An 18,179-nucleotide genomic window follows, 5' to 3' on the forward strand; every position below is an offset into this window, starting at 1 on the left:
GGCTGCCTGGGGGCCGTATCTGCTCACGTTGCAACGCCTGTATGCGGTTTACGACCCGGATGCCGCCGGGGAAAGCGGGCGGCGCTGGCTGGAAGGGTTGAGCGAACGCACCCGCCCGCTGCGCCTGCCGCCAGGGGTCAAGGATGTAAATGATTTCATTTTACAGGGCGGTGACTTTGTGGGGTGGCTGCGCGGCGAGGTGGGAAAATAGCCGCACTGGATGGGGTTCTTATCCACAATTTAGGTTAAATCTTCTTTAACAAAGGTGTAAATCTACCCAAACAGTCTTGATTTTTTGATTTTTTATTATTATCATATTCGATAACGTTATCAAATATGATATTATTCGTCATCTCTCAAGGAATAACGAAATGCCCGTACTCAAAAATTTTTCGGTGATCAACCACCCGGCGCGGATGCGCATTTTTCAGGCGCTTAACGGCGTGGAACTGTCCATCAACCAGCTGGCCGACTACCTGACGGATGTTCCCAAGCCGTCGCTTTATCGGCATGTTCATAAAATGCTGGAAGCCGGTGTGATCCAAGTTGCAGGAACGCGCCACATTAACGGCATTGAAGAACGTTTTTACACCGCCTGTGAGGGGCTGATTGACCCTGAGGATGTTAATCAGCCCGGCGGGTTGGAAGATTTTGCCCATCATGTGCGCCTGTACGGCTCGGCGGTGGCGCAGGACCTGGCGCAGTATACCCTCCAGCAGGGCAAACTCGACCTTGACAATATCGTTGCCCGCGACCACGTTTTTTACGCCACCGAAGAGGAATTTGTGCAGGTGCGTCAGGCGATTTATGACCTATTGAGCAGCCTGGAAAGAAACTTGCCGGCACAGGGACGCATCAAGCGGCGCATTTTCGTCATCGGCCATCCGCTGCCGGCCGCTCTGGTGGCTGAAAAGTCGAACTCTCATATCCGGTAATCTTTTTATTCATAGGAGGTTTAAGATGTCCAAAAATGTTTATCTTGCACTGGCAGATCAGGGGAAGAACAGCTGGCTGCGGTATCTTGCCAGCATTTTCCTGATCGTGCTCATCTTCGTTCTCAGCAACGCATTCATTATCGGGTTTGCCCAGGAATTGGGGTGGTTCACGCCCGGCACCGGCACGCTGACGGAATTTGTCCTGTCCCTGCTCAGCTTTCTTCCGCTGCTGTTGGGGGTCTTCCTGGTCAACGTCTGGCTGCACCGCCGCTCAGTGGGTTCGCTGATCGGACCCGCCGGGCGGTTGAACCTGCGGCGGATTGCGCTCGGCGTGTTGATTTGGGGGGGACTGTTTCTGCTTTTCATCACAATTGAAGCCGTTTTGTACGGCAATTACACGTTCAACCCGGCTTATTTTGCCAACTGGCCGTTTCTATTGGCTTCCTTGCTGTTGGTGCCCGTGCAAACCAGCGCGGAGGAGTTCCTATATCGCGGCTATCTGCTGCAGGCCTCGGGCCGCCTGACCCAAAATCCGCTGGTGTTAAGCGTGATCAACGGCATTTTGTTTACATTACCGCATCTCGCCAATCCCGAAGCCGGCGAGTTCGGCTGGTTTGCTGCTCTAAACTGGTTTGCTATCGGTGCCGGTTATACTCTGATCACCCTGCGCAGCGGCTCGCTGGATTATGCGTTAGGCGGCCATGCCGTCAATAACATCCTTTCAATGACCATCGTTGGTTACGAGAAGGGCGCAATGGCTGTACCCACATTACTTGTCGCTACGCAACTTGACCCACTCTACAGTTTGCTTACTTTGCTTGTGACATTGGCGATCACCTATTGGCTCGTTTCCCGGCTGGAAAGTCAAACCGCTGCCAAAGCGGCTGCCGTCCGGGCGTGAGAGAATGTTGGAGTTTTAAGATGAATAACCTTTCTGTCCATCCTGTACTGGATTTCTGGAAGTTTTTACGGCGTCCCATCGCGGAAAACTTGAGCGCCTCGTTATCGCGCAAACTGGTCATCGTCCTGATGATTGTTGCCCTGGATATCCTCATTTCTTTGGGAACAGGGCCGCTCACCGACCTGATGATTGAGGTCAGCCAGTTTGACGACCAGGCCGTAGCAGAGGAATTTACTCCCACTGTCCTGTTGACGGGGGTTCTGTTGGTGCCGTTGATCGAAGAAGTTTTTTTCCGGCTCGGTCTGGCGCCGAACATTCTCTTCCTCTTCATCACTCTTTTTTCAACCACCGTTCAGTATGCCCCGTTTCCGTCCAATCTTTTTGACGAATTTGGGGTAGCAGTTGCCGCAAAGGTGCTCTTCTATCTGGCGCTGAGCGGGGGCATTTGCCTGTTTTTCTGGATCAGACAGCGCAAGGGTCATCCCTACGCAGACTTCTTCAAGCGACATGTTGCCATTTACTACTATATCGGTGCAGTGTGGTTCGGCCTGGCGCATATCGGCAATTATGCCAACACGCCACCCGTTTGGCTGGTTCCTTTCCTGCTCTTACCGCAGATCCTCGGCGGATTCACCTTTGGTTATTTGCGCATCCGCCTTGGTTTTTGGTTTGGGGTGTTGGCGCACATGCTGGTCAACCTGCTGTTCAATCTGGGCGACCTGATGAATTATCTGGTCGGGCCGCAGGGCGGGGTGGCCTGGTTTATTTTCTTGATCGTCTTCTCCCTGATCACCTTGTTGCTTCCGTTGATTACCCGCAAGCGGCTTGCCAGGGCGGATGAGGCCTCGGTGTAAGCAGGGGCAAAATATAGGCGGATAAACTTTTGCTGCAGAGTGGATATGCGGAGGCGTAAAACGCTCCCGCATACCCACTCTGTTCAATAAATATTGGTGATGCCGTGGGTTGTGTTTCTTGACACTTAATATCTGATCCTCTATAATGAAAACGATTTTCATTATCTTCTCAAAACCCCATGAATCTTCTCCTGCATGGCAATTGGCGTTTCTGTTCCGAAGTTGTGGTGGACTTGCTGCATGCCGGTTTTACCCTCGATTGGGGCGTACATACCACTCCTTCTGTGCTGGGCAGCCAGTCAAGTTCTTCCATAGACGTTTACCTTCTTACCGGCAACCAGGATTTACCGCAAAATCAAAAAGGCTGGGTGGGTTGGGATGTTTCGCCGGAAGGTAACTTGACCCTGCCGGCCTATCAGTGTGGGGCAGCGGTGGTATTTCCGCGCGGTATTTCAAGCGCGGAACTCATCAATTCGCTCCACATGCTTTTTCCGGCTGTTTCTGCAGAAGCAAAGCCGTCGGCACGTAACTTTCCGGCCAATGCGATTATCTTTCTGGAATCGGATCAAGTTCTGCTGGTCGAGGATGGAGTTGTAGCCACGTTTATTATTCACAGAGACGGCAAACAGACCCTAACTGGGCTAACCGGCAGCGGACAGGTGGTGTTGCCTCATCCGGCGGATGATTGCCACCTGGAATTGATTGCTTATACCGCTGTTCGGGCTTCCCTGTTTGACTGGCCGCAAATCGGCAGGCAGCCGGAATTCATCCAAAGTCTGCGGCGGCGGCTTTACCTGACCGAAGCGTGGGCCTCTGCTCAGGCACGGCCGTACCTTGAGGACCGGCTGCTCGGCATTCTAAAGCTGCTTGCCGAACAGTTCGGCAAGCCGGATGCGCAGGGCAGTTTGATTGACTTGCGCCTAACTCATCAACTGCTGGCTAGCGCCATCGGCGCAAACCGCACGACCATAACCCGTCTGCTGGCCAATCTTAAGCAGCGCGGTTTACTGCGTACGGCCGGCCGCGGCAAAAACGAACGGCTGATTCTCACCCAACCGGCGACGGCTTCCCACACATGAACGAAATATCCTGCCGATTGCATATCCCTTCTTCACTGCGCAGCACTATCAGCACGCTGTTGGACCAACAGTTCTGGCTGCTGGGCTGCGATGTGCGGCATTTCGGCGGAAATCTCCTGTTGGAGATGGGTTTTGAACGCCTGCGTCCGCCGGCGGATTGGAAGGCAGCCACCCAATACTCCCTGACTTTGCCTGCACAAGGTTGCTTGAGGTTGTGGGGTTTTGGCTTTTGGTACAGCCCAAATGGCTCAGCCGGTGTACTTGTGCGGCGCAGCGAATTTACACCCCGCCTCTGTAAACTCACTCACCCGATTTGGAGGCCGGAAGACTTGCCCTCCCTGCGCATGCCCGTTACGGTTGAGGAGGTCTATCAGGTTTGGAGCGGGCTGATTTTTATGTGGGATTGGTTTGCCAGTTACGAGCAGTGGGTTGTGCAGCGCTGCGGTGTGGATTACCGCCGTGAGGCATGGCTTCAATGGAACAAAAAGCGCATTGGCGAACCGCATCGGCTGGCCGACTGCTGGCGGCAAGCAGTGGAAGAAACCCGGTTGCTGTTGAGCACCCTGCCCGAACCTTTCAGTGGAATGTGCTGAAAACTACGGAGATTTGATGAATTTGAGTCATTGGATTGTGGTTTATAAAACATCATTTTTCGCTCATCGCCCGTTAAACTACACGGCAGCTTTGCGGTTGAGCGGCGGCGGTAAACAATTCCCGCTTTTTAAGTGGTAAGCATTAGTGGAACGATGCCCATTTACGTTTACTATTGTGCAGAGTGCGGTTTGGAAATTGAAGAGATGCGCCCCATCGCATTAGCCGATGAGCCGATGTGGTGCCCGGTTTGCGGCAGCGAATGCCGCCGCGTGCCGGCGCTGTTTGCAGGTCTTTCCGGTGGGCAAAATGAAAGCTCCGCGGCGGTAACTCCATCTGGCAAACCCATCCACCGCCCGGGCTGTCCCTGTTGTATGCCGATAAGGAGAAAAAATACTCATGTCTGAACAAGCCGATTCATTTCAACCCATACCACTAACCATCTTAACCGGTTTTTTGGGTGCTGGTAAGACGACGTTGTTAAACCACATCTTGAACAGCGAACACGGCCTGAAAATTGCCGTGTTGGTCAACGATTTTGGCGAAGTCAATGTGGACAGCCGCTTGATTGTGGATGTGGAGGGCGAAACAGTCAGCCTTTCTAACGGCTGTATCTGCTGCACCATTCGGGATGACTTGCTGCGCACGGTCATTCGTCTGCTGGCGCGGCCCGACCGCCCAGACTACATTTTGATTGAAACCAGCGGTGTGTCCGACCCGGTTTCTGTGGCGCTGACTTTTATGATGCCTGACATCCGTCCGCTCATTAACCTGGACAGTATTTTGACGGTGATTGACGCCGACCAGGTGCTTTCTCTGAAAGGCGAAAACGCTTTGCTGGCGATGGACCAGATTGGCGCGGCCGATATGGTGGTTCTGAACAAGGTGGATTTGATCACCTCCAAGCGTCTGGAAAAAGTGCGCCGCTGGGTGCGCGATATTGCCCCGGATGCGCGCATTTTTGAAACCTCTTTTGGCAAGATTCCGCTTGAACTGGCGCTGGGCGTTGGACGATTTGATCTGATCCAGTTGAGCCGTGAGGCGCGGGATGTCCATGTTCACGCCGCCGAAGGAGAAGAACAAGAAGAACATGGAGAAGAAGAACACCATCATCACCACCATCACGACCACAGTCTGGTGTACAACACCTGGGTTTACCGTTCCTTTGAACCTTTCACGCTCAAAAATTTACGCGAGGTGACCAAAAATCTTCCGCCTTCCATCTATCGCGCCAAGGGGTTCGTATATCTATCGGATGCGCCCGCGCGGCGAGGTATTCTGCATCTGACCGGCCGGCGGGTGCGCCTTTCTTTGGGTGAGTATTGGCGCAAGGACGAAGTGCCAAACAATGAGATTGTGGTTATCGGCAGCGCCGGCGGAGTGGACGCGCAGGATTTGAAGCGCCGTTTTGAATGGGCTCTCACCCGTGAGGTCAACCGCCGCAAAACCCCGCTGAGCGAGGTGGTGGACTGGGTGCGCACTTCCTTCAATCAGGCATGATGTTAGGCTTTTTCATCAGCCCGCCCGCTTCGCCGGCTGCTGCACAGCTGGGCTGTGAAAAACTGATCCTCCCCAAACTGCTACATCTCTAATGGGATATTACTCGCTAGATCCTTCCCATCATCCTCAAGTGATAAATGGAGGTTTCGCAAAAATGAAAAAAACGAGTCTGAACCAAATCTTGTTTGTTCTTTTTTCGCTGCTTTCCGGTTATTTCTTTTTACAGATGCTGGTTTCCCCGCCGCTGCAAATGCCGTTGTACAGTGCGGCTTTGGCGCTGTTGATCGCTGCTGGCGTTCTGGTATCCCTTCGGGTCTTCGCGGGGTGGCGCCGGCTGGTGGCCGTTCCGTTGTTCTTGCCCGGGTTCATCATTGGCTATCTGGTGGGGACGGTTCTCTTCCTTCAGCCGCTGCCGCACACCCCTCCGCCAGTAGTGGAATTACCTGCCAATAAAGCCGGGGCAGGTTTTACCGCCGTGGTTTATTTTACCCACGGTGAACCGCCGACCTACGAAAAAGCCATCCCGGCCTGGAAGCACACCATTCAAGAGCTGGATGAAGACGGCGTGCCTTTCATCCCTTACCCACTGCGTCCGTTCTTTTTCAACGCTATTCGTGGGGAGTTTGTGAAAGCCGGCGGCAGCCATCACAACGCCATTCACAGCCGCACCATGCTCAAGCTGGAGCAGATGATGTCGTCCGTTCATCCCGATTTACGTTTCTACCTGAGTTTCATTGACGACCATCCACATCCTGATGAAGCCGCTGCTCAGGCGGTACGGGATGGTGCTGCAAAAATCATCCTGGCAAATGTTTTTCTCACCGAGTCCAGCCACACCCAGGAAGGTGAGGAAATGGTTGCGGGGTTGAATCTGGAACAGCTGGGTATTCCGGTCTGCATTACTTATCCCTTGTGGAATTCCGATCATTTGATTGACATGTTCGTTCAGCAGAGCGAGCAAGTGCGGCGCAACATTCCCCGCGAAAAGGTAGGTATTCTGCTGGTAGCGCACGGGCAAGCGCCGGAGTCAGATGCCATTTACCCCAAGCAAACCAAGCAGGAAACCGATTTTCGTCTGGCGATTCGCAGCCGCCTGGTAGAACAGGGCTATCTGGCGCAAAATGTTTCATTGGCGTGGATGGAATACCGCGAACCCACCCCGCAGGATGGTTTGCGCAGCCTGCTGGAGCAGAACGTTGAATTGGTGCTGGTCTATTCCTCTTCCATAAGTGCAGAAGGGATTCACAGCACGTATGAAATCCCGGAAATGCTGAGCGAGGTAGAACTGCCGGCTGGGGTGCGCCTGATCAACCTCGGCGCCTGGAATGACCACCCGCTGGTTTTGCAGGCGCTTGCCGAGCGCATCGAAGCCTGCCTGAATCCGTGAGGCAAAGAATTGAAACTCAATGAAAGGAAAAAGTCAAAAAGAATGACCCGCAAACTGAACCACAAAGCCCGTCGTTTTCTGGTGCCTAAAACCCGCTTCGGCAGAAATGTCAGTTTTTCCCAGCGGCACACCTCTCGCCAGTTCAAGCCCAATCTGCAGTGGGTGACGATAGAGGTGGATGGAAAGACGCTGCGTTTGCAGCTTTCTGCCCGCCAGATACGCACCCTGGGCAAGGAAAGACCGTGCAAAAAACTGTGGGCGGCGTTGAAACAACTGGCAGGTTAGAGAATGACCCAAGTGCGAAATCGAAAATCGAAAACCAGAAATCGTAAATCCCCCATCCCGATTAGCGTGTTGGTCGGCTTTCTCGGTGCGGGCAAAACCACCGTGCTGAATCAACTCCTTTCGGCCAACCACGGGCGCAAAATAGCCGTTATCGTCAACGAATTTGGCGAAATCAACATCGACTCGAAATTTGTGTGTCATACCACCGAGAAGGTAATTCAGATGTCCAACGGCTGTATTTGCTGCGCCCTGCGCGAGGACTTGCTGACCGAACTCACCGCCCTCAGCCAGACTCCCGGTCTGGAGTATATCCTCATCGAATCGACCGGAATCGGCGAACCCATGCCGATTGCCCAGACCTTCTACATGGGTAACCTGGAGGAAGTTGTCCGGCTGGACAGCATCATCACGGTAGTGGATGCGGTCAATTTCTGGAGCATCTACAATAGTGAAGGCGAACGCCTGGATACGGATGGGCAGGTCGTCACCGAGCCACTCGCGCCCTTGCTGGTGGACCAGCTCGAATTCACCAACATTGTGCTGATCAACAAAACCGATCTGGCCGAACCCGACGATGTCACCAACCTGGAGGCCTTCGTCCGTCAGTTGAACCCCGATGCGCACATCTACCACACTGTCCACGGGCAGGTTGACCCATCCCTGCTGATCAACACGGGACTGTACGACTACGAACGCGGCGCGGAAGCCCAAAATTGGGACCTGGAATGGAACCAACCCTCCAGCGAAGTGGACGAGTACGGATTCGGCAGTTTTGCCTTTCGTTCTGAAACGCCGCTCGATTGGCGATCTTTTGAGGTCTTCTTAAACAGCCCCGTGTACGACCGGGTCATGCGCTCTAAGGGCATTGTGTTCTTTGCCGATCATAGCCCGGTCATCCTCAGCCAGGCGGGAGGATTGTGCGAAATTGAGGTACTTGAACCACTGGAAGGCAGCGCTGTGCATGAAGAGATCGAAACCACCGAATTGGTGTTTATCGGCCAGGGATTGCCCAAAGCCGAGATTTTATCCGCGCTGGAGGCGTGCATTACAAAGTCAAGTATTCTATGACAACCTCAAAATTTTATGACGTTCTGATCATCGGTGGAGGCCCGGCTGGGCTGGGCATGGGGCTGGTGCTGCAAACCCTGGGGCTGCAAAACTTTGCCATCCTCGAACGCCACGAAGTCGGCGCATCATTTCGCCGCTGGCCGCGCGAAATGCGCATGATTACACCTTCGTTCAATGGTCATGCCTTTGGCTCTCTCGACCTGAACGCCATCGCCCCGCGCACTTCGCCCGCTTACACCCTCAAAATGGAACACCCCGACGGCAAATCCTACGCCGAATATCTGCAACTCCTGAGCGAGTACTTTGAACTGCCGGTCGAAACAAGGGTGGACGTGCGAGATTTACTGCCTGAAAGCGATGGAACGTTTTGCGTGCTGACGGCGCGGGGAGACTGGCGGGCGCGCTTTGTCATTTGGGCGGCGGGTGAATTTCAATATCCCCGGCGGCCAGCCTTCTCCGGCTCTGAATTGTGCCTGCACAACAGCCAGGTGAAATCGTGGCAAGATATCAAAGGCCAGCGGGTGGTTGTCATCGGCGGTTATGAAAGCGGAATCGACGCTGCCATCCACCTGGTTCGTTTGGGCAAGCAGGTGCAGGTGTTGGAACGCTCCAACGTCTGGCAGGCCGATGGGCAAGACCCCAGTACGTCGCTGTCGCCGTTCACGCTTGAACGCCTGCGCGAGGTGATGTCGAGCGGCAACCTCGATCTGCTGGGTGGCCTGGAAGTGCAGAAAGTCACCCAGCTCAATGGCGAATTTGTCGTTCACACCACTCGGCGCAAACGCTTTAGCGCCGACGCTCCGCCCATCCTGGCAACCGGTTTCGAGAGCAGCGCCCACCTGATTCACCCGCGCTTTGCCTGGCGCAAAGATGGCCTGCCTGAACTGACCGAGAACGATGAATCCACGATCACCCCGGGCTTATTCCTGGTTGGGCCATCGGTGCGGCAGGGAAATGTCATTTTTTGCTTTATCTACAAATTCCGCCAGCGTTTTGCCGTGGTGGCGCGCACCATCGGCGAACGGCTGGGCATGGATATCGAACCGTTGGAGTATTACCGCGCCTACGATATGTACCTGGACGACCTTTCCTCCTGTGGCGAAGTCTGTGCATGTTAAGGAGGCTAATGGACACCACCCTGATCATCGGCAAAGAAAATTCGGGCAAGACCATGCTGGCTGCCAACCTGACCGGGCGAACCCCGCTCAGCGCCAATTTTCGCGGTTCGACGGTTACCTGCGAAATCTATTCGGATGGAAATCATCACTTTGTGGATACCCCTGGCATTCTGCTCCAGAGCGACAGCCAGACCACCCAGATGGCGCTGGCACAATTGCAAGCGAACGAAAGGGTTTTGCTGGTCGCCAAATCTACCCATTTGGATGAAGACCTGAACGACCTGCTCCCGTTGGTGGCTGGAAAACAAGGTGTTGTTGCACTCACATTTTGGGATAAAGTGCCTGGGGATTCCGGTGGGCAAGCCGTTCTGGAACGCCTGCGCGCGGCCCTTGGTGTACCGGTGATTGCGCTGGATGCGCGCAACGTGAATGCTGAAGAACGAACCCGCCTGTTTCGCGCGCTGAATGAGGCGCCGTCCCTTAAGGAAAAATCCATCCCCTGGAGAATTGGCTGGCAGATTGAACCCGCTCCAGGCCCCCTCGATTGGCCTTTTTGGGGGCCGCTGTTTGCATCATTTTTGCTGCTCTTGCCGGCGGGATTGGCAGTGTGGGCTGCCAATTCATTCGCTGCCCTGGTGGAACCGCTGGTTCGGGGTTTACTCGCAACTTGGGTTGCGCTGACGCAAACGCTTCCGCCGTTGTTGGCAGAAATGCTCAGCGGTGATTATGGCCTGTTGACGATGGGTCCGCTGATGTTCGTCTGGTCGGTGCCAACGGTGGTTCTGTATGCCCTCTTGCTCGGTTTCTACAAAGCCAGCGGCCTGGCGGAGCGCATCACAGCCACCCTGCACCCGCTGGTGCGTCCGATAGGCCTGGCCGGGCGCGATTTGCTGCGCGTGATGATGGGCTTTGGCTGCAATGTTCCGGCGGTGATTAGCACGCGCGCTTGTTCAGCTTGCACGCGCGGCCCTGCGATTGCCGCAATTGCCTTTGGGTCAGCCTGTTCCTATCAATTTGGAGCCACGCTGGCAGTCTTTGCCGCCGCCGGGCGTCCCTGGCTGATTTGGCCGTATATGTTCATGCTCCTTGGCTCGGCTTTCCTGTATACGCGCTTCACCTCGCCGCCGGAAGCGCGTTCGGCGCTCAACTTGCTGATGATTGAACGGCGCAATTTCCTCGAATGGCCCTCGCCGCAAAGCATCTGGCGCGATATGCGCCTGACGCTCGGTCAATTCTTCGGCACCGCCCTGCCCGTGTTTTTTGCCATCACCCTGCTGGCCTCTGTGCTAAACGGTCTGGGCGTGCTGGATGCAGTTTCAGGTTTGTTGACGCCGGTCATGGCGCTCTTTCGCCTGCCGGCGGAAGCCGCCCTACCCGTCGTGATGGCATCTGTCCGCAAAGACGGTCTGCTGCTGTTTGCCCGGCCCGAATTGGCGCAGCTTCTCGCGCCGCTCGAACTGCTGACCGGCGTTTACCTGGGCGGTGTGCTGTTGCCCTGCCTGGTAACGGCGCTAACAATTGCGCGCGAACAATCGCCTCGGCTGGCGCTGCGACTGATGCTGCGCCAGGCTGCCGCGGCAGTTGTCTTCTCCATCGTGCTAGCCTGGGCAGGCCCACTATTTCAAGTTTTGAAACTGGCATTTGCCAGATAATGCCAAAAACGCATCGAAAAGGAGATTGCCCATGCAACCATTATTTGCCACCAATATCTTGAAAAATGTTCACGTTTGCTTCCTGGCGAACAAGTGTGCCACATGTGAGAATAGTGACATGGAAGCATCAGAAGTGGAGTACTGTATTGCAAGCGGCTTTGTCCGCATTGTGCGCCAGGGCGATGGACGAACGTGGATCACCCACATCAGCAATGTCAGCATTTCCTACGACTCAAATCAAGCCTGATAAGTAGAGGAGAAAAGATGGCCAGTAAAAAGAAGGATATTCGCATCGTCACCAAACTGAAAAGCACCGAAAGCGACCACATTTATTACACTGAAAAGAATCGCCGCAACGATTCCGCTCGGCTGGATCTGCGTAAGTACGATCCCATTTTGAAAAAACATGTTCTCTTCAAGGAGACAAAGTGAAAGTAGCGTATATTTTCAAATCCCCGATGGCATCCGTTTATGAACTGGCGACCATGATCCTGCCGCAGTTGGAAAAGGGCATTCACGGCGCGCAAGTGGTGGGAATGATGTTTTTCGACGATAATGTATTCGCCCTGCGGCAAGGTGATCCGATTGGCGAACGGCTTGCCAAAGTAGCTGCTGAACAGGGCATTTTGATCATGGCCTGCGATCAATGTGCGCTGCGCCGGCAGCTGGCAGAAGGTGAATTTTCGGGCTGCGGGGCTGGTTCGGTTCAACCCAAAGGTATGATTGAAGGCGCAAAAGTAGGCTGCTTCCCGCAGCTTTATGAAGCCCTCTCTCACAACCCGCCTGATTATGTGATCAGTTTGTAACACGGTATTGCTTGCGCATCTGCTCCTCCCGCAAACGCCGGGGGCGGCTGTCGTTCTTTGTGCCGTCCCCGGCAAGGAGGAATAGACGGTTGAAATCGGATTCATATTGGTACCATTTCGTTTTTTTGCCGAAATTCATCCCTTAATGGATTGACAAAAGGAACGCATTCTTTGCTATAATGTTGTCAGTCTGCAAGCAATTTATATAACACTTCTTTCAAGGTGACCCGATGCCCGGATGCCAGGGCTTAATGGGCGTAAGCTGGTGAAAGTCCAGCGCTGTGCCGCAACTGTAACTGGTCAATGCAACCAGAAGCCAGGATGCCTGCCTTGAACAAGTGATTTCATTTGTCCTTCTCGAGCAAGGAGGCGGTGATGGCAAAATCATACTTTAATTGATCGGCCTGACTTGCTCAATCCTTTAAGGAGGATTGAGCGTTTCTCATTTAACCGTGTTTTTCAGAAACTGTACGTTTTTCTCCAACAAAGCGAAGTTGCCAAATTGAAAAACTGACGTTTTAGAGAAACTTCCACTTTTCCATCTGTATTCACTATTTTATAAACCAATTCACCTATTTCGATTCCTTCAGGAGCCAAAAAAATGAACAAACTTCTTGTCCATTCATCCTCGTTTCAGCCAACAACTCAATCCGTTGCAGAGCAAATTCCCAATCAACCCTTTTATTGGATTCGCAAAAGGGATGGACGGATTGTTGAATTTGATGTGGATAAAATTTCACAAGCAATTTTCAAGGCGGCTAAATCGGTTGGCGGAAGTGATGTCCGTTTAGCTGAAGAACTTGCCAGAGTCGTGGTACGTTATTTAGCCGAACAAAAAAACCAGGAAATACCAACCGTCGAAGAAGTTCAGGATGCTGTCGAAAAAGTATTGATTGAACGTGGACACGCCAAAACCGCCAAGGCATATATCCTCTACCGCGATCGCCGTACCCGAATGAGGGAAGCCCGCTCCGAATTAATGGATATTGTCGAAGATATTTTGGTGGAAACCAGCCGCGAAAATGCAAATATCAGTAATTCTCCTTCTGCCAAAATGTTGCAAATCGCTTCCGCTGCTAGTCGGCAGTATTATCTATCGCGTTTGATTCCGGAGGATATCTCGCAGGCTCATCGCAATGGCGATTTTCACATTCATGATCTGGATTTTTACGGCAAAACGCTCACCTGTGTTCAGATTCCGTTGGGCAGGCTGCTGAGCAGTGGTTTTAATACCGGCCATGGATTTATTCGTCCACCTAAACGTCCCTCATCTGCAACCGCACTGGCAGCCATTATTCTGCAAAGTTCGCAAAATGACATGCACGGCGGTCAATCTTTTGCAGCATTTGATCAAGATATGGCGGCATTTGTTTCGGGGGCTTCTGAATTTGAGGTCTTTCAGGCGATGGAAGCGCTGGTTTATAACCTCAACTCAATGCACAGTCGGGCTGGAGCGCAGGTGCCGTTCAGTTCAATTAATTTAGGCTGTGATGTGACTCCTGAAGGCAGGCTGGTGACAAAATGCCTGCTTGAAGCTTACGAAAAAGGGTTGGGTCGGGGGGAGAGTCCGGTCTTTCCCAATATCATTTTTCGACTGAAAGAAGGCATCAACTTCAATCCGGGTGACCCAAATTACGATCTGTTTCAATTGGCCATGCGTGTTTCCTCTCAACGAATGAATCCGACTTTTGCATTTATGGATTCTTCCTTCAATCGGCCTTACGGTATTGAAGTTGCCTACATGGGCTGCCGTACTCGGGTGATTGCTAACCGACACGGGCCGGCGATCAGCAATGGGCGTGGAAATTTATCTTTTACTACCATTAACCTGCCGCGCATTGCCATCCGTGCTAACAAGCACATTGAGGTTTTCTTTCACGAATTGGAAGCGGTGATGGCGCTGGCTGCCCGGCAGCTGTACCATCGTTTTCGCATTCAGTCCCGCCTGAAAGTACGCGATATGCCCTTTTTGATGGGACAGGGGCTTTACCTTGGCTCAGAATTGCTGAAGCCCGAAGATCCAATTGAACCCGTCATCAAACACGGTACGCTGTCCATCGGATTCATCGGGTTGGCCGAAACTTTGCTCACCTTAACCGGTAAGCATCACGGCCAGGATTTCGATTCCAGACAACTGGGGTTGGAAATCATTAAGTTCATGCGGAAGATGGTGGACCGCTTTGCTGAAGACTACGACTTGAATTTCACTCTTCTGGCGACCCCTGCGGAAGGTCTTTCGGGGCGTTTTGTCGCCCTCGATCGCCGCATGTTTGGCGTACTGGAGGGTATCACCGACAAGTCGTATTACACCAACAGTTTTCACCTTCCGGTGAATTTCGAAATTTCATCCTATGAGAAGTGCCTGATTGAAGGGCCGTATCACGAATTGTGTAATGCCGGCCACATCAGCTATGTTGAACTGGATGCTCCGCCGGTACACAACCTGGAAGCCTTTGAGCGCCTGCTTCGCCATATGAAAGGTTGCAATATGGGCTATGTCGGGATTAATTTCCCCATAGACGAATGTCTTTCCTGTTCAAACCGCGGAATTATTCAAGATGAATGCCCGGTTTGTGGATCATCTGATATTCGTCGTATCCGGCGGATTACCGGTTATCTTTCCACAGTGGATCGATTCAACGATGCCAAAAAGGAAGAATTGGAACACCGCCGCGTGCATTTGTCCGTTTAAGGAAAGTAGAAAGTTACCCATGAAAGTTCGCATTGCCGGCTTGATTCATGAAAGTGTTACCGATGGTCCCGGCATCCGCTCAACCCTGTTCTTTCAGGGATGTCCTCGCCGTTGTGTGGGATGCCATAATCCCCAAACATGGAGTTTTGCGGGTGGTCGGGAAATGGACACCGAGGAAGTCGTCCGAATGTTCAGAATCACCCCTTTGCTTGCAGGGGTTACCTTTAGCGGCGGGGAGCCTTTTGCGCAAGCCGAAGCAGCCGCAGTAATCGCCGGGAAAATCAAAACCCACCCTATGAATTTATGGGTTTACACCGGTTACACCTGGGAAGAGCTGTTGAAAAACCGTGAAGCACCGGGTTTCATGGATCTGATCAACCTCGTGGATGTGATCGTGGATGGAGCGTTCATCGAATCTTTGAAAAGTTCACATCTTCCCTACCGGGGTTCGGAAAATCAGAGGATTATTTTAGTCAAGGAGAGTCTGTCCCGAAATCAAGTGGTTCTTTGGGAAACACCTTCAGCCCCGACCAGAATGGGACTGTTCGCAACATGACCTTGAAAATTCACCCCCAGCCAGATTTTGGATTTGTGGGAAGAATCCGAAGATCTCCAACAGCCAGATTAGGCACGGCGATCCTTGCTTCAGCCTATCCGGCTGTGCAATTGGGACGCAAGATCCACAGCCAATTGAGTGATAGCCATCTTTTTATCCCGCTACAGTTTTTGCAGCCAGGCGAAAGAGTCACAAACGGAGTGTTCGGTTTTGAAATGCCCGTACCGAATATGTTGCAGGATCTGTTCCAACGCTATCAGACACTGGTCTGTGTCATGCCTGCTGGTGTGGTCATTCGCGGGTTAGCACCTTTGCTGGTCAACTGTGAGAACCTTCCATCCGTTTTGATTGTGGACTTATCGGGAAAATTTGTGGTCAGTCTGTTCGGTGATACTGACAAAAACACCAATCATTTTACCCGAGAAGTAGCCAAAATTACCGGAGGTCAGGAGGTGGTGACCGACTTCGGCGATCAAGTCCATTCGCTATCATTGGATTGGATTTCGGGAGATAAAGGGTGGAAACTGCACCCAAAGAGCCATCCAGGCGATGTCCTGGCTGCGTTGATCAATCATCAGCCCGTGGCTTTGGTAAAGGATGGTGATTTGAACCTTCCTGCTTCATGGATGAATTTTCCTTGGACACAGGCATTTCCTGACTGGCAAACCGCTGCGGCAAGTGGATACCGAAAGTTGGTGGTTCTCACTTGCCGCAGCATAGATGATATGTTCTGGCAGAGCGTTGATCATGCGCTGGTTTGTTTTCTGCCGCTTCTTGCGGTTGGGGTGAATTTTCCGCCCGGTACATCCGGCGATGACATCAGCCAGGCGGTTCTAACCGTTTTGCTAAGGTTTAACCTGTCGCCCGAGAGTCTGGTTTGCCTGGCAACTGCTGAAGATCTAAGGGACGAGCCGGGCCTAAACGAGGCAGCCAGACTGCATCACTGCTCCTTGCGGACTTTCTCCCGCGAGCGAATCAACCAAATGAAGAATCACACGGATTCTTTCCCGGCAGTTCGACCCTCCCGCAACGGCGGTGGAGTTGCTGAAACGGCTGCGCATTTGGCCTCTGGTGCCGAAACTCTGCTGGTAAAAAACCAGAGGTTCAAGCGTGTAACGGTTGCGATTGCAATGATCAAACCTCTGCTGGTGCAAACTTGAATTAAGCCTTGATTGATCTCATCCTTCACACACCTGCGGCAGCAGCCATCGCATCCCAAAACATTTTTTCATATTCCAGCAGCAGGCGGGCGGATTGACGAATATCCGCTTCGGTTACGCCGCGTTCCAACGCTGCCTGCACCGGCGGATAGACCTGCTCTTCGGCGGCCTGATAGTTAGCGTACATTTCAAAGAAGCGCACTGCCTGACGGTCGAAGCCGTAATGTTCCTGCAGGGCTCGGCTTACCCGCCGCGCGTTTGCAATCCACACCTCGGCGTCGAACAGGAAGGCGGTGATCAGTTCGGCGTCGGAGCGGTAAAAGCACAGGTAGGTTTCAAAGTAGCTGAAAGGCAAAGCCCCTGCCAGCAGAGGCGCGGCTTTCAATTCCGCCTCGCTCATCGGTAAGGCGGCAGCAAATTCCAGCACGGCGCGGTTGACTTCAAATTCGGCTTGCAGAAAGAAGTTCAGCATTTCGCGGCTGGGCAGGTTGCCGAAACGGGCGGTGATCAGGGCGATGTTCATGATCCCGTTGGTGACGATGTGGTACTGTTGGGCGGCAAAAATGCGCAGCGAGTCGCGTGGAACGCGGCCGGCTTCCAGAGCATCGAGATAGGGGTGGGTGCGGATGCCGTCCAGGATCGGCTGCAGTTCGCTGCGCAGGCCAGAAATCAGTTGCACGGCTGAGGAATAAGTTGAAGGCAGTGTATTCATTTTTCCTTTCTCCTTTCACAAATAAAAATTGAACTGTGCATGGGGGAGGAGGAGCATCAAAAAACCCTCTCGCCGGAGAGGGTTGACAGTAAGCGAAACCACAGCGGTTTTATTCTTCCCTCCGCCGGAATTACCCGGATCAGGTTCTGCGGGTCGAGGACTGGACGGTCCTCCTCTCAGCCCGGCCGCACCGGGCTCCCCGTTGTTATTGAATATTATACCCGCCGGATGCGGCGAGTCAATCCTGCAAATAATATTTTAATGGTGATTCCACGGCCGATCACCGCCAAAACCCCGATTAGCGTCCGTGCCTGGGGTGATGATAGACCCGAAAGAGTCGTTGTGCGGGTTGCCGTCGAAATTATTGGGGTTCATTTGGTTGCTGAGTTGTCTCAGGATGTAAAGCCTCATCATCTTATCTTCCGTGCTGAGCTCATCGGGGTCGTTGGGCGTTTGCTGCGTGGCATTATCTTCTTTTACCATGCGATTAATGAGGATATATGTAATGATGACTGATATTGCTACAAATCCGAAACAAACTTCCATGATTTTCCCTCCTTTGGTTTGTTCAAGGTTGATTATACAGTATTTTCAGGTAAAACTGCAAGCAGGTGGGTGGTAGTTCGGCGGCGCTTACGGCTTACCCTGAAACTTTGTTCTGGAAAAAGGTGTCTGCGTCTTTGTGCTTGGGGGTTCAGTCCAGCTCCATCCGCAGCCGGCAGAAGCCCAAATGAGATGATTCTCGCAAAAAAATCCCTCTTGACTTTCGCTTTCAATTTTGATATAAAAAGTCCAATCATTCATACCAGAATGGCTGTGAAGGGAAAGAGTACGCTTTAGCCGCGGCGGCACAGAGAGCAGGGGTCAGGTGAAAGCCCTGCCC

21 protein-coding genes and 2 riboswitches are annotated in these 18,179 nt (G+C 52.9%); of the genes, 19 read left to right on the top strand and 2 right to left on the bottom strand.

Going from position 1 to position 18,179, the window contains the following annotated elements:
• From ACWIZX_RS04910 to ACWIZX_RS05000, 19 genes are all read left to right on the top strand, one after another.
• On the top strand, nucleotides 1-211 hold a 211-nt coding region (locus ACWIZX_RS04910; protein ID WP_448334994.1), incomplete at its 5' end, for a hypothetical protein.
• Nucleotides 212-371: 160 nt separating this feature from the next.
• Nucleotides 372-935, top strand: a complete 564-nt coding sequence (locus ACWIZX_RS04915) for a helix-turn-helix domain-containing protein (RefSeq protein ID WP_448334995.1) — start codon at nucleotides 372-374, stop codon at nucleotides 933-935.
• Nucleotides 936-960: 25 nt separating this feature from the next.
• Nucleotides 961-1,836 (top strand): CPBP family intramembrane glutamic endopeptidase, encoded by an 876-nt coding sequence (locus ACWIZX_RS04920; protein WP_448334996.1) that lies wholly within the window; start codon nucleotides 961-963, stop codon nucleotides 1,834-1,836.
• Nucleotides 1,837-1,856: 20 nt separating this feature from the next.
• Nucleotides 1,857-2,690 (top strand): CPBP family glutamic-type intramembrane protease, encoded by an 834-nt coding sequence (locus ACWIZX_RS04925; RefSeq protein WP_448334997.1) that lies wholly within the window; start codon nucleotides 1,857-1,859, stop codon nucleotides 2,688-2,690.
• Between the two features lie 179 nt (nucleotides 2,691-2,869).
• A complete protein-coding gene (locus ACWIZX_RS04930; protein WP_448334998.1) occupies nucleotides 2,870-3,769 on the top strand; it encodes a Crp/Fnr family transcriptional regulator in 900 nt (299 codons plus the stop codon).
• On the top strand, nucleotides 3,766-4,362 hold the full coding sequence (locus tag ACWIZX_RS04935) for a hypothetical protein (RefSeq protein ID WP_448334999.1): 597 nt from the start codon (nucleotides 3,766-3,768) through the stop codon (nucleotides 4,360-4,362). The genes ACWIZX_RS04930 and ACWIZX_RS04935 overlap by 4 nt, the downstream gene beginning before the upstream one ends.
• A gap of 153 nt (nucleotides 4,363-4,515) precedes the next feature.
• On the top strand, nucleotides 4,516-4,767 hold the full coding sequence (locus ACWIZX_RS04940) for a zinc ribbon domain-containing protein (RefSeq protein WP_448335000.1): 252 nt from the start codon (nucleotides 4,516-4,518) through the stop codon (nucleotides 4,765-4,767).
• Entirely contained in the window at nucleotides 4,760-5,860 is a 1,101-nt protein-coding gene (locus ACWIZX_RS04945) for a CobW family GTP-binding protein (protein ID WP_448335001.1), read from the top strand. The genes ACWIZX_RS04940 and ACWIZX_RS04945 overlap by 8 nt, the downstream gene beginning before the upstream one ends.
• A gap of 154 nt (nucleotides 5,861-6,014) precedes the next feature.
• Nucleotides 6,015-7,247 carry a sirohydrochlorin chelatase gene (locus ACWIZX_RS04950; RefSeq protein WP_448335002.1) on the top strand — a complete coding sequence of 411 codons (1,233 nt, stop codon included), beginning with the start codon at nucleotides 6,015-6,017 and terminating at the stop codon, nucleotides 7,245-7,247.
• A 42-nt stretch (nucleotides 7,248-7,289) separates the two neighbouring features.
• Nucleotides 7,290-7,532 (top strand): large ribosomal subunit protein bL28, encoded by a 243-nt coding sequence (locus ACWIZX_RS04955; protein WP_448335003.1) that lies wholly within the window; start codon nucleotides 7,290-7,292, stop codon nucleotides 7,530-7,532.
• Between the two features lie 3 nt (nucleotides 7,533-7,535).
• Nucleotides 7,536-8,600 carry a CobW family GTP-binding protein gene (locus ACWIZX_RS04960; RefSeq protein WP_448335004.1) on the top strand — a complete coding sequence of 355 codons (1,065 nt, stop codon included), beginning with the start codon at nucleotides 7,536-7,538 and terminating at the stop codon, nucleotides 8,598-8,600.
• Nucleotides 8,597-9,718: an NAD(P)/FAD-dependent oxidoreductase gene (locus ACWIZX_RS04965; protein WP_448335005.1), complete on the top strand. Its 1,122-nt coding sequence runs from the start codon at nucleotides 8,597-8,599 to the stop codon at nucleotides 9,716-9,718. Before ACWIZX_RS04960 ends, ACWIZX_RS04965 begins: the two co-directional genes overlap by 4 nt.
• Nucleotides 9,719-9,726: 8 nt before the next feature.
• The gene (locus ACWIZX_RS04970) at nucleotides 9,727-11,370 is read left to right on the top strand and encodes a nucleoside recognition domain-containing protein (RefSeq protein ID WP_448335006.1); all 1,644 of its coding nucleotides are present in this window, start codon (nucleotides 9,727-9,729) and stop codon (nucleotides 11,368-11,370) included.
• Nucleotides 11,371-11,488: 118 nt separating this feature from the next.
• Nucleotides 11,489-11,617, top strand: a complete 129-nt coding sequence (locus ACWIZX_RS04975; RefSeq protein WP_448335007.1) for a hypothetical protein — start codon at nucleotides 11,489-11,491, stop codon at nucleotides 11,615-11,617.
• A gap of 17 nt (nucleotides 11,618-11,634) precedes the next feature.
• Nucleotides 11,635-11,802, top strand: a complete 168-nt coding sequence (gene rpmG / locus ACWIZX_RS04980) for a 50S ribosomal protein L33 (protein WP_448335008.1) — start codon at nucleotides 11,635-11,637, stop codon at nucleotides 11,800-11,802.
• Nucleotides 11,799-12,176: a SaoD/DsrE family protein gene (locus tag ACWIZX_RS04985; RefSeq protein ID WP_448335009.1), complete on the top strand. Its 378-nt coding sequence runs from the start codon at nucleotides 11,799-11,801 to the stop codon at nucleotides 12,174-12,176. Before rpmG ends, ACWIZX_RS04985 begins: the two co-directional genes overlap by 4 nt.
• A 203-nt stretch (nucleotides 12,177-12,379) precedes the next feature.
• Nucleotides 12,380-12,523: riboswitch (cobalamin riboswitch) on the top strand.
• Between the two features lie 254 nt (nucleotides 12,524-12,777).
• On the top strand, nucleotides 12,778-14,868 hold the full coding sequence (nrdD, locus tag ACWIZX_RS04990; RefSeq protein WP_448335010.1) for an anaerobic ribonucleoside-triphosphate reductase: 2,091 nt from the start codon (nucleotides 12,778-12,780) through the stop codon (nucleotides 14,866-14,868).
• A gap of 19 nt (nucleotides 14,869-14,887) precedes the next feature.
• Entirely contained in the window at nucleotides 14,888-15,424 is a 537-nt protein-coding gene (gene nrdG / locus ACWIZX_RS04995; RefSeq protein WP_448335011.1) for an anaerobic ribonucleoside-triphosphate reductase activating protein, read from the top strand.
• 215 nt (nucleotides 15,425-15,639) lie between these two features.
• On the top strand, nucleotides 15,640-16,584 hold the full coding sequence (locus tag ACWIZX_RS05000; protein WP_448335012.1) for a cobalamin biosynthesis protein: 945 nt from the start codon (nucleotides 15,640-15,642) through the stop codon (nucleotides 16,582-16,584).
• 25 nt (nucleotides 16,585-16,609) lie between these two features.
• Here ACWIZX_RS05000 and ACWIZX_RS05005 read toward each other — a convergent pair whose 3' ends face one another.
• Nucleotides 16,610-17,296 (bottom strand): thiaminase II/PqqC family protein, encoded by a 687-nt coding sequence (locus ACWIZX_RS05005; protein ID WP_448335013.1) that lies wholly within the window; start codon nucleotides 17,294-17,296, stop codon nucleotides 16,610-16,612.
• Nucleotides 17,297-17,395: 99 nt separating this feature from the next.
• Nucleotides 17,396-17,508, bottom strand: a riboswitch (TPP riboswitch).
• 46 nt (nucleotides 17,509-17,554) lie between these two features.
• Nucleotides 17,555-17,842 carry a hypothetical protein gene (locus ACWIZX_RS05010; protein ID WP_448335014.1) on the bottom strand — a complete coding sequence of 96 codons (288 nt, stop codon included), beginning with the start codon at nucleotides 17,840-17,842 and terminating at the stop codon, nucleotides 17,555-17,557.
• Between the last annotated feature and the right edge of the window lie 337 nt (nucleotides 17,843-18,179).

It is taken from the genome of Bellilinea sp., assembly GCF_053501535.1.

Excerpts from the sequence above, each read along its gene's own strand:
- ACWIZX_RS04915 (WP_448334995.1), top strand. The coding sequence starts at position 372 with ATGCCCGTACTCAAAAATTTTTCGGTGATCAACCACCCGGCGCGGATG.
- ACWIZX_RS04920 (WP_448334996.1), top strand. The coding sequence starts at position 961 with ATGTCCAAAAATGTTTATCTTGCACTGGCAGATCAGGGGAAGAACAGC.
- ACWIZX_RS04925 (WP_448334997.1), top strand. The coding sequence starts at position 1,857 with ATGAATAACCTTTCTGTCCATCCTGTACTGGATTTCTGGAAGTTTTTA.
- ACWIZX_RS04930 (WP_448334998.1), top strand. The coding sequence starts at position 2,870 with ATGAATCTTCTCCTGCATGGCAATTGGCGTTTCTGTTCCGAAGTTGTG.
- ACWIZX_RS04935 (WP_448334999.1), top strand. The coding sequence starts at position 3,766 with ATGAACGAAATATCCTGCCGATTGCATATCCCTTCTTCACTGCGCAGC.
- ACWIZX_RS04940 (WP_448335000.1), top strand. The coding sequence starts at position 4,516 with ATGCCCATTTACGTTTACTATTGTGCAGAGTGCGGTTTGGAAATTGAA.
- ACWIZX_RS04945 (WP_448335001.1), top strand. The coding sequence starts at position 4,760 with ATGTCTGAACAAGCCGATTCATTTCAACCCATACCACTAACCATCTTA.
- ACWIZX_RS04950 (WP_448335002.1), top strand. The coding sequence starts at position 6,015 with ATGAAAAAAACGAGTCTGAACCAAATCTTGTTTGTTCTTTTTTCGCTG.
- ACWIZX_RS04955 (WP_448335003.1), top strand. The coding sequence starts at position 7,290 with ATGACCCGCAAACTGAACCACAAAGCCCGTCGTTTTCTGGTGCCTAAA.
- ACWIZX_RS04960 (WP_448335004.1), top strand. The coding sequence starts at position 7,536 with ATGACCCAAGTGCGAAATCGAAAATCGAAAACCAGAAATCGTAAATCC.
- ACWIZX_RS04965 (WP_448335005.1), top strand. The coding sequence starts at position 8,597 with ATGACAACCTCAAAATTTTATGACGTTCTGATCATCGGTGGAGGCCCG.
- ACWIZX_RS04970 (WP_448335006.1), top strand. The coding sequence starts at position 9,727 with ATGGACACCACCCTGATCATCGGCAAAGAAAATTCGGGCAAGACCATG.
- ACWIZX_RS04975 (WP_448335007.1), top strand. The coding sequence starts at position 11,489 with ATGGAAGCATCAGAAGTGGAGTACTGTATTGCAAGCGGCTTTGTCCGC.
- rpmG (WP_448335008.1), top strand. The coding sequence starts at position 11,635 with ATGGCCAGTAAAAAGAAGGATATTCGCATCGTCACCAAACTGAAAAGC.
- nrdD (WP_448335010.1), top strand. The coding sequence starts at position 12,778 with ATGAACAAACTTCTTGTCCATTCATCCTCGTTTCAGCCAACAACTCAA.
- nrdG (WP_448335011.1), top strand. The coding sequence starts at position 14,888 with ATGAAAGTTCGCATTGCCGGCTTGATTCATGAAAGTGTTACCGATGGT.
- ACWIZX_RS05000 (WP_448335012.1), top strand. The coding sequence starts at position 15,640 with ATGCCCGTACCGAATATGTTGCAGGATCTGTTCCAACGCTATCAGACA.
- ACWIZX_RS05005 (WP_448335013.1), bottom strand. The coding sequence starts at position 17,296 with ATGAATACACTGCCTTCAACTTATTCCTCAGCCGTGCAACTGATTTCT.
- ACWIZX_RS05010 (WP_448335014.1), bottom strand. The coding sequence starts at position 17,842 with ATGGAAGTTTGTTTCGGATTTGTAGCAATATCAGTCATCATTACATAT.